The following is an 8,070-nucleotide window of genomic DNA, read 5'->3' on the forward strand; positions in this document are numbered from 1 at the left end:
CGTTTCGTTTCCGCCGCCGTGTCGCCCCTTCAGTCACACGTGTCGACCCTCCGATCACGCGAGTTGACCCCTCAGTCACGCGTGGTCGACCCTGGCCGGTAGCACACCGGACCGACATTTCGCCGGTCCCACCGGCATTCCGTGGACCAGTTGTCCACATACCCCCGGTTGTCCACAGTCCGGCGATCCGGGTCTGGCCGCCCCACCCCGAGCCCTGGCACCGTCGAACGCGCACACACCGTGACCGCCGGGACCGTCCCGGTGACCGACGAGGGGGCCACCACGATGACGGGCACCGACCAGCTCGCAGCACACCGCCGGAACCTGGGCGCCTGGGGTGAGGACGTCGCCGCCCGGCACCTGCAGGACCGCGGCCTGGTCCTGCTCGACCGCAACTGGCGCTGCCGCGAAGGCGAGCTGGACCTCGTTCTCACCGACCGCGCCCGCGTGATCTTCTGCGAGGTCAAGACCCGCACCGGCATCGAGTTCGGCCTCCCGTCCGAAACGGTCACCGAAGAGAAAGCCGGCCGAGTCCGCCGCGCCGCCCAACGCTGGCTACGCGAGTTCCGCATCGGCTGGTGCCCGATCCGCTACGACGTCGTCACGATCCTCGCCGAAGCCGGCACGAGCCCCCGCATCCAGCACATCGAGGCGGCGTTCTGATGCCCATCGCCAAAGCCTGGTCGGTGGCCCTCCTCGGCATCGACGGCCGGCTGATCGAGATCGAGGCCGACCTCGGCGGGGGCCTCAGCCGCGTCACGCTCGTCGGTCTCCCTGACGCCGGGCTGCGCGAGGCCAAGGACCGCGTTCGCTCGGCCGTCCGCAACTCGGGCCAGCCCTGGCCGGACGGCAAGGTGACGCTCGGCCTGTCCCCGGCGAACCTGCCGAAGGTCGGCTCGGCCTACGACCTCGGCATCGCGGCCGCCGTGCTCGCGGCCACGGGAGCGGTCCCGGCAACACGCCTGCTCGGCACGGTCCTGCTCGGCGAGCTCGCGCTCGACGGTCGCGTCCGCCCGGTCCGGGGCATCCTCCCGGGCCTCCTGGCGGCGCGTGCGGCGGGTTACGAACGTGCCGTCGTGCCCGCGGACTCCCTGGTCGAGGCGGCGTTGGTCGACGGCATCGAAGTCGGCGGCGCGGCGCGCTTGCGTGACCTGGTGGCGTGGCTCCAGAACGAGGGCGAGCTGGCGCGTCCGGGACCGCCCGAACCCGCCGTGCCCCCGACGGTGCCGGACCTCGCCGACGTCGTCGGCCAACCGGAGGCGCGCTGGGCCCTGGAGGTCGCGGCGGCGGGCGGGCACCACCTCCTGCTGACCGGGCCGCCCGGGGTGGGCAAGACGATGCTCGCCCGTCGCCTGCCCGGCCTCCTCCCGCGGTTGTCGGCGGAGGAGTCCTTGGAAGTCACGGCGGTCCACTCGGTCGACGGCTCGTTGTCGAAGTCGTCGCCGCTGGTCACGGTCCCGCCGTTCGTGGCCCCGCACCATTCGATCACGGTGGCGGCCCTGATCGGCGGCGGAAGCGGGCTGGCCTCCCCGGGCGCGATCAGCCGCGCCCACCGCGGCGTGCTGTTCCTCGACGAGGTCTGCGAGTTCGGCGGCCAACGCCTCGAGTCGCTGCGCACGGTTCTGGAGGAGGGCGAGGTCCGCATCGCGCGGGTCAAGGGAGCGATCACGTACCCGGCACGGTTCCAGCTGATCCTGGCGACCAACCCGTGCGCGTGCGCACCACCGAAGGACGCGGACTGCGTGTGCTCGCCGGCCGCCCGTCGCCGCTACCTCGGCCGGCTGTCCGGTCCGCTGCTGGATCGCGTCGACCTCCGAGTCCGCCTACGGCCGTTGAGTGCGATCAACGCGCACGACACGGGCTCGACGGAGACTTCGGAGACCGTCCGCGCCCGCGTCCTGCAGGCCCGCGATCGCGCAGCCCACCGTTGGCACAACCACGGCTGGCGCTCGAACTCCGAAGTCCCCGGCCCGGCCCTGCGCCGCGAGTTCGGCCTCCCGGCCGAGGCAACGGTGTTGCTGGACCGAGCAATGGACCGCGGAATACTGAGCGGCCGAGGCGCCGACCGCTGCCTCCGCATCGCATGGACCCTGGCCGACCTGGACGGCGAGCCCCGCCCCGGCGCAGAACAGGTCGGCTCGGCCCTGGCCTTCCGCGAACGGGTGGCCGCATGAGCGCGCAGAGGTTCGACGGAGTTTGCGTGTCTTCCTCCGTTGCGCCCGGTTTCCCGGCTGGGTTCGCAACGAGGCGAGGGCATCTCGTCCGCAGCGGTTTCTACGCGGCCGCCGCCGGATCGAGCGAGCAAAGTATCCGCCAGGATCGCGCGCTCTCGCCGCGCGCCAGCGACCTCCCGGCCGAACAGATGAGGAAGGCGGAGCAGTCCGTCGGCTGCGGCTTGGCCATAGCGGCTGCCTGCACGAATGCCGTCAGCGGCAGGTCGCATAAGAAGGTCGTGGGTGATCAGGCCTCGCCGGCGCCGTACCTCCGGAGAGGGGCAGCCGCATGAGCGTCGACGAGCTGCGCCGAGCTCGCGCCTACCTGCTGCGGGTAGCCGAACCGCCCGCGCCGGCGCTCGTCGCCTTCGTGGCGCGGCACGGGCCGGTGAAAGCCGCCGGTCTGGTGCGCGCCGGCGACTGCCCGCCCGAGGTCCTGAAAGTGGCCGAGGCGCGCCGGGGCTACGACTTCGTCGAGCAGGACTTCGCGCGGGCCGCGGCCGCCGGTGCGCGGCTGGTCGTGCCCGAGGATGACGAGTGGCCGGGGTGGCCGCTGCTCGCCCTCGACCTCGCCGCTCGGCGCGGGGTGGCCGAGGCCGTTCCGCCGTTGGCTCTGTGGGTTGCCGGAGACGTGGCTCTCGGGACCGCAGCCGATCGCGCCGTGGCCGTCGTCGGAGCTCGCGCGGCGACCGAGTACGGCGAGCACTACGCCGCCGAGATGGCCTACGGGCTGGCTGCTCGGAGTGTGCCCGTCTTCTCCGGTGCGGCCTACGGCATCGACGGCGCGGCGCACCGCGGCGCGCTCGCCGCCGACGGGGTCACCGTCGCCGTGCTCGGGTGCGCCGTCGACGGCGGCTACCCGGCCGGGCATGTCGCGCTGCTGAACAAGATCGCCCGCAACGGCGGCGCGATCGTCAGCGAGTACCCGCCCGGCACGCCGCCGGCGCGTCACCGCTTCCTGGTCCGGAACCGGCTCATCGCCGCGCTCACCGAAGGCACTTTGGTCGTCGAGGCGGGGCGGCGCAGCGGCGCCCGGAACACCGCGAGCACCGCCGGCGCGCTCGGCAAGGTCGTGATGGCGGTGCCGGGCCCGGTCTCGTCCGCGATGTCCGTCGGCTGCCACGAGCTGATCCGCGACGCCCGCGCAACACTCGTTTCGACCGTCGACCAGGTCCTCGAGACCGTGGGCCGCTTCGGCATCGCCGAGGACACCTCGGCCCGGCCGAAACGGCCGACCGACCGGCTCGGCCCCGACGCGTTGCGGGCTTATGAGGCACTCGCCGTGCGCGCGGACCGGTCCGATGCCGAGATCGCCGCCGAATCCGGCCTCCCGCTGCGGACAATCCGCTCTTTGCTGCCCGCACTGGGGATCGACGGATTCGCCGTCCGCGGGGAAGCGGGCTGGCGACGGCGAAGGGAAAGCGCGTGAACGCCACGGATTCCTGGCGAAATCGGCGAAATTGTTCGGCCGGTCCGGTGGGCCCGCGTGGCGATCCTTGACCGGGGGCGGTTGTTCGCGCAGCGTGACATCCATGCCGCCACCACGCTCCGGCCGGGCCCGCCGTCCGGACCTGCGCGCGCTCCGGGCCGCGCTGCCCGAGCCGGTCCAGGCCGTCGTCACCGGCTACGAACGGCACCTCGGGCTCGAGCGCGGCCTGTCCGCGCACACCGTCCGGGCGTACATCGGCGACGCGGTTTCGCTGCTGGCGTTCGTCGTGGACGGCGGTGGCGCGCTCGCGGACCTGGATCTCGCACGGCTGCGGTCGTGGCTCGCCGCGCAGCAGTCCGGGGGAGCGAGCCGCACGACGCTCGCGCGACGGGCGGCCTCCGCCCGGACGTTCACCGCATGGGCGCACCGCACCGAGGTCCTCGCCACCGACCCCGGTGGCCGGCTGGCCGCGCCGCGGGCGCACCGCACTCTGCCCGGGGTGCTGCGCGCCGGGCAGGCCGGAGAGGTCATGCAGGCGTCGGCGGCGGGCGCCGCTGAGCGGGATCCGGTGGCGCTGCGTGATCGCGCGATCGTCGAGCTGCTGTACGCGACCGGCATCCGCGTGTCCGAGTTGTGCGGGCTGGACGTCGGCGAGGCCGATTTCTCCCGTCGTGTCGTGACGGTGCTCGGCAAGGGCGGCAAGGAACGGGTCGTCCCGTTCGGCGTGCCGGCGGGAGAAGCGCTGACGGACTGGATCGAGGAGGGGCGTCCGAAGATCGTCACGGAAACCGCCGGTGAAAGCGTCGAACCCGCGCTTTTCCTTGGTGTCCGGGGCAAACGCGTCGACCCGCGGGCGGTGCGGCGGGTGGTGCACGACGCCGTCTCGGCGGTGCCCGGAGCGACCGACATGGGGCCCCACGGCCTGCGCCATTCGGCGGCGACACATCTGCTGGAAGGGGGCGCCGATCTCAGGAGCGTTCAGGAACTGCTTGGTCACGCTACGCTTGCCACGACGCAGCTCTACACTCATGTGACCGTCGACCGGTTGAAAGCGATCCATGACCGAGCGCACCCCAGGGCCTGAGGCGGCCCAGGGAGCCTCGCCGGGGTCGTCACCAGCGGGCCCGGCGGCGCACGCGCATCCGCACGAGCACGGAGACGACACTGAGCCGCATGCCGAGAACGACTGTGCAATGACCGCAGGACCGCACGTGACCGATGCCACCGGGGTGAACACCCGCGGTGACGTCGCCGCGCCCGGGGAAGCCCGGGCCGGCTACGAGGTCGACGCCGGGATCGCGGCGCTGTGGCGGCAGTTCGCCGACAGCCCGGACCAGGCGTCGCGCGATCGGCTCGTGTTGCACTACGCCCCGCTGGTCAAGTACGTCGCGGGCCGGGTCGGCACCGGCCTGCCGACGCACGTCGACGTGGGCGACCTCGTGCAGTCCGGCATCTTCGGGCTCGTCGACGCGATCGAGAAGTTCGACCCCGAGCGCGGCCTGCGCTTCGAGACCTACGCGATGCAGCGCATCCGCGGCGCGATCCTCGACGACCTCCGTTCGCAGGACTGGGTGCCGCGCGCGGTCCGCAGCAAGGCCAAGGAGGCCGAGCGCGCGCTGGAACGCCTCGGCGCCCGCCTGCACCGCACGCCGACCGACGCGGAGCTCGCCGCCGAGCTCGGCATCGGCCTCGACGACCTGCGCGACTTCTACGGCCAGCTGCAGCTCACCAGCGTCGTCGCGCTGGAGGACCTGGTCGCCGCGGGCAAGGACAGCGGCTCGCTGGTCGACACGCTGCCCGACGACGACGCCGTCGACCCGGTCGCGGTGCTCGTCGACCAGGACAACCGCCGCCAGCTCGCGCAGGCCATCGGGCAGCTGACCGAACGCGACAAGATCGTGGTCAGCCTCTACTACTTCGAGAGCCTGACCCTCGCCGAGATCGGCAAGGTCCTCGGCGTCACCGAGTCGCGGGTCAGCCAGCTGCACACACGGGCCGTCATGCGGCTGCGCGCTAAGCTGGTCGAGCAGACCGGCGCCTGATCAGGGATCACCTCCCCACGGCTTGAGCCGGTATTCGCCGACCTCGCCGGTCAAGGCGAGGGGATCGACGTACTCGTCGCCGCGCCGGACGCCCCAGTGCAGGCAGGCCGCCACCAGGCAGCCGGGGTGCCCGGCGAGGACGGTGCCGAGCACCTGGCCCCGGTAGATCTGCTCGCCGACGGCCACCTTCGCCGCGACGGGCTCGTAGGTGGTGCGCAGCCCGCCATCGTGGTCGACGGACATCACGGGCCGCCCGGCCACGAGCCCGGCGAACACGACGACGCCGGCATCCGCCGCCAGCACCTCCTGACCGGGCACGGCGGCCAGATCGACCCCGCGGTGCCCGGCGCTGTAGGGGGTTTCGGGTGCGTCGAAGTACTTGGTGACCACCGGAACGGGTGACAACGGCCAGGAGAGCCGAGACTGCTGCGCGGTGTGTGGGCTGATCGCCCAGGAGGTGGCCGAGCGCGCCACGGATGGCTGAATGACAGGTGCCATGAGCGCGGTTGCCCACGACTCGGCCGCGACGGGTTCGGCCAGAGAGGCAGCTACCCAGGACTCCGCTGCGGCGGCAGGCCAGGACGCCGCTGGTGAGGCAGGCCGCAACTCCGCCGGTGCAGTGGGCCTAGACGCTGCTGCAGCAGCCCTGGACTTCGCCGCTGTGGCAGGCCAGGACTGCGCTGTGGCGGCCCAGGATGCCGCTGCTGCGGCAGGCCGTGACTCCGCTGGTGCAGCGGCCCAAGACGCCGCCGCCTCGGCAGGCCATGACTCCGCCGCCGCGGGTGGCGCCGACCCGTCTGTCCACACCTCCGCCGCAGGCGGCGACGGTCCAACGCCGGCGTCCGGGACCCCAGCCATCCCCAACCCAGCCGACACCGGCACCGCAGCCCCAAGCCCGCCGCCCAACCTGCCGCCGAGCCCGCCGAGGCCCCACCTCCAAACCCCAAAAAAACCCCCACGACCAGGGAAAACCCAACCGCGACCCATCTCGACACCCACCACCGGAACCCGCTGATCAACTCCATGCCACCAGCCTGCGGCACCAACGCCCACCCCGGGACCGCGACGGCGAATCTGTGGATAACTCGAGGCGATGTGGACAACTGCCGGGCTCTGCGGCCGCCGGTGGGGGAGGGGCTGGTGGCAGGGGGTAGAATCTTCTCCGCGGTCCGCGTGAGCGGGCTGACTTCGCGTGCACGTGCGCGTTCCCCCGGCTTCGCACCATCCAGCCGGGCGAGTCGCACGGTGTCCGGCGGTCCCTGAAGTCCTTGCTCCAGGGTCCGGGCACCGGCACGGGCACCAGGGCGAACGGCCACCCGGCCGCGAGCGACAAAACCGAGCAGCGCGCCCTTGAGCGCGCACGACACAGAAGAGGTTGATTCCGGCAATGGCCGTCGTCACCATGAAGCAGCTGCTCGACAGCGGCGTGCACTTCGGGCACCAGACCCGTCGGTGGAACCCGAAGATGAAGCGCTACATCTTCACCGAGCGCAACGGCATCTACATCATCGACCTGCAGCAGACGCTGACCTACATCGACCGTGCCTTCGAGTTCATCAAGGAAACCGTCGCGCACGGTGGCACGATCATGTTCGTCGGCACCAAGAAGCAGGCTCAGGAAGCCATCGCGGCCGAAGCCTCGCGCGTGGGCATGCCCTACGTGAACCAGCGCTGGCTCGGCGGCATGCTGACCAACTTCCAGACCGTGCACAAGCGTCTCCTCCGCCTGAAGGAGCTCGAGTCGCGCGAGCAGACCGGCGGCTTCGACGGTCTCACCAAGCGCGAGATCCTCACGCTCACCCGTGAGAAGGACAAGCTCGAGAAGACCCTCGGCGGTATCCGCGACATGGCCAAGGTGCCGAGCATCGTGTGGATCGTCGACACGAAGAAGGAGCACATCGCCGTCGGCGAGGCTCGGAAGCTGAACATCCCGGTCGTCGCGATCCTGGACACCAACTGCGACCCGGACGAGGTCGACTACCCGATCCCGGGCAACGACGACGCCATCCGGTCGGCCGCGCTGCTGACCAAGGTCGTCGCCGAGGCCGCGGCCGCCGGCCTGATGCAGCGTTCGAGCCGCAACGGCGCTTCGGCCGACACCAAGCCGGAGCCGGGTGTCGCCACCGACGAGCCGCTGGCCGAGTGGGAGAAGGAGCTGCTGGCCGGCTCCGAGACCGCCGCCGCCGACGCGACCGAGGCGGCCGCGGCCGTCGAGGCGCCCGTCGAGACGCCGGCGGAGGCCCCCGCCGAGCAGGCGACCGCCTCCTCCTGATGTTCCGCCGCCCGTGGGGGGGGGGGGGGGGGGGGGGGGGGGGGGGGGGGGGAGAAAAAGGGGGGGGGGGGGGTGAAGGGGAGGGGGGGGGAGAGGGGGGGGGGGGAAATCATT

Annotated in this window: 8 protein-coding genes; 6 read left to right on the top strand and 2 right to left on the bottom strand. The window is 72.3% G+C overall.

Annotated elements, in window-relative coordinates:
* Nucleotides 1–285 precede the first annotated feature (285 nt).
* The 5 genes from ACZ61C_RS27100 (at nt 286) to ACZ61C_RS27120 (ending at nt 5,684) form a co-directional block, all read left to right on the top strand.
* Complete coding sequence (locus tag ACZ61C_RS27100; RefSeq protein WP_465310743.1) at nt 286–663, top strand: YraN family protein; 378 nt, start codon at nt 286–288, stop codon at nt 661–663.
* Nucleotides 663–2,174, top strand: coding sequence for a YifB family Mg chelatase-like AAA ATPase (locus ACZ61C_RS27105; protein ID WP_465310622.1), 1,512 nt, complete (start codon nt 663–665; stop codon nt 2,172–2,174). Before ACZ61C_RS27100 ends, ACZ61C_RS27105 begins: the two co-directional genes overlap by 1 nt.
* A 328-nt stretch (nt 2,175–2,502) precedes the next feature.
* Nucleotides 2,503–3,642: a DNA-processing protein DprA gene (dprA, locus tag ACZ61C_RS27110; RefSeq protein ID WP_465310623.1), complete on the top strand. Its 1,140-nt coding sequence runs from the start codon at nt 2,503–2,505 to the stop codon at nt 3,640–3,642.
* A gap of 103 nt (nt 3,643–3,745) precedes the next feature.
* On the top strand, nt 3,746–4,726 hold the full coding sequence (locus ACZ61C_RS27115) for a tyrosine recombinase XerC (protein ID WP_465310624.1): 981 nt from the start codon (nt 3,746–3,748) through the stop codon (nt 4,724–4,726).
* A gap of 109 nt (nt 4,727–4,835) precedes the next feature.
* Nucleotides 4,836–5,684: a FliA/WhiG family RNA polymerase sigma factor gene (locus ACZ61C_RS27120; RefSeq protein ID WP_465310625.1), complete on the top strand. Its 849-nt coding sequence runs from the start codon at nt 4,836–4,838 to the stop codon at nt 5,682–5,684.
* On the opposite strand, the gene ACZ61C_RS27125 is transcribed toward ACZ61C_RS27120, so the two are convergent.
* Together ACZ61C_RS27125 and ACZ61C_RS27130 are read right to left on the bottom strand one after the other, a co-directional pair.
* Nucleotides 5,685–6,182, bottom strand: a complete 498-nt coding sequence (locus tag ACZ61C_RS27125) for a M23 family metallopeptidase (protein ID WP_465310626.1) — start codon at nt 6,180–6,182, stop codon at nt 5,685–5,687.
* Nucleotides 6,183–6,309: 127 nt separating this feature from the next.
* Complete coding sequence (locus ACZ61C_RS27130) at nt 6,310–6,489, bottom strand: hypothetical protein (protein WP_465310627.1); 180 nt, start codon at nt 6,487–6,489, stop codon at nt 6,310–6,312.
* Nucleotides 6,490–7,071: 582 nt separating this feature from the next.
* Here ACZ61C_RS27130 and rpsB point away from each other — a divergent pair.
* Entirely contained in the window at nt 7,072–7,956 is an 885-nt protein-coding gene (gene rpsB / locus ACZ61C_RS27135) for a 30S ribosomal protein S2 (RefSeq protein ID WP_465310628.1), read from the top strand.
* Nucleotides 7,957–8,070: the final 114 nt, after the last annotated feature.

Source organism: Amycolatopsis sp. NPDC104587 (genome assembly GCF_055583645.1).